The organism is Mesorhizobium tamadayense (assembly GCF_003863365.1).
Taxonomy (GTDB): Bacteria; Pseudomonadota; Alphaproteobacteria; order Rhizobiales; family Rhizobiaceae; genus Mesorhizobium; species Mesorhizobium tamadayense.
The window spans coordinates 1-426 of record NZ_RQXT01000257.1 but is presented as its reverse complement, the minus strand read 5'-3'; the positions used below and the strand labels follow the sequence as shown (position 1 = coordinate 426).

Below are 426 nucleotides of genomic sequence, written 5' to 3'. Positions count from 1 at the left end.
CGGTTTCCTCGAACCACGCCGCATGGCCGAGAAGGCGCTGACCGCCGTCATCCAGGAGGCCTACGTCCAGGGTATCTCGACCCGCTCGGTCGACGACCTGGTCAAGGCCATGGGCATGAGCGGCATCTCCAAAAGCCAGGTCAGCCGGCTGTGCGAAGAGATCGACGGCAAGGTCAAAGCGTTTCTTGAAAGACCCATCGAGGGCGACTGGCCATATCTGTGGATCGACGCCACCTACCTGAAGGTGCGCCGCGGCGGCCGCATCGTCTCGGTCGCCGTCATCATCGCTGTGGGCGTCAACGCGGACGGCCGGCGCGAGGTGCTGGGCATGGAGGTCGGCACGTCTGAGGCCGAGCCGATCTGGACGGAGTTCCTGCGCAAGCTGACCCGCCGCGGCCTGCGCGGCGTCAAGCTCGTCGTCTCCGA

The 426-nt window shown here is 66.2% G+C and carries 1 protein-coding gene; it reads left to right on the top strand.

Going from position 1 to position 426, the window contains the following annotated elements:
- Positions 1 to 426: IS256 family transposase (locus EH240_RS37570; protein ID WP_206075412.1), on the top strand; the 426-nt coding region annotated here is incomplete at both ends.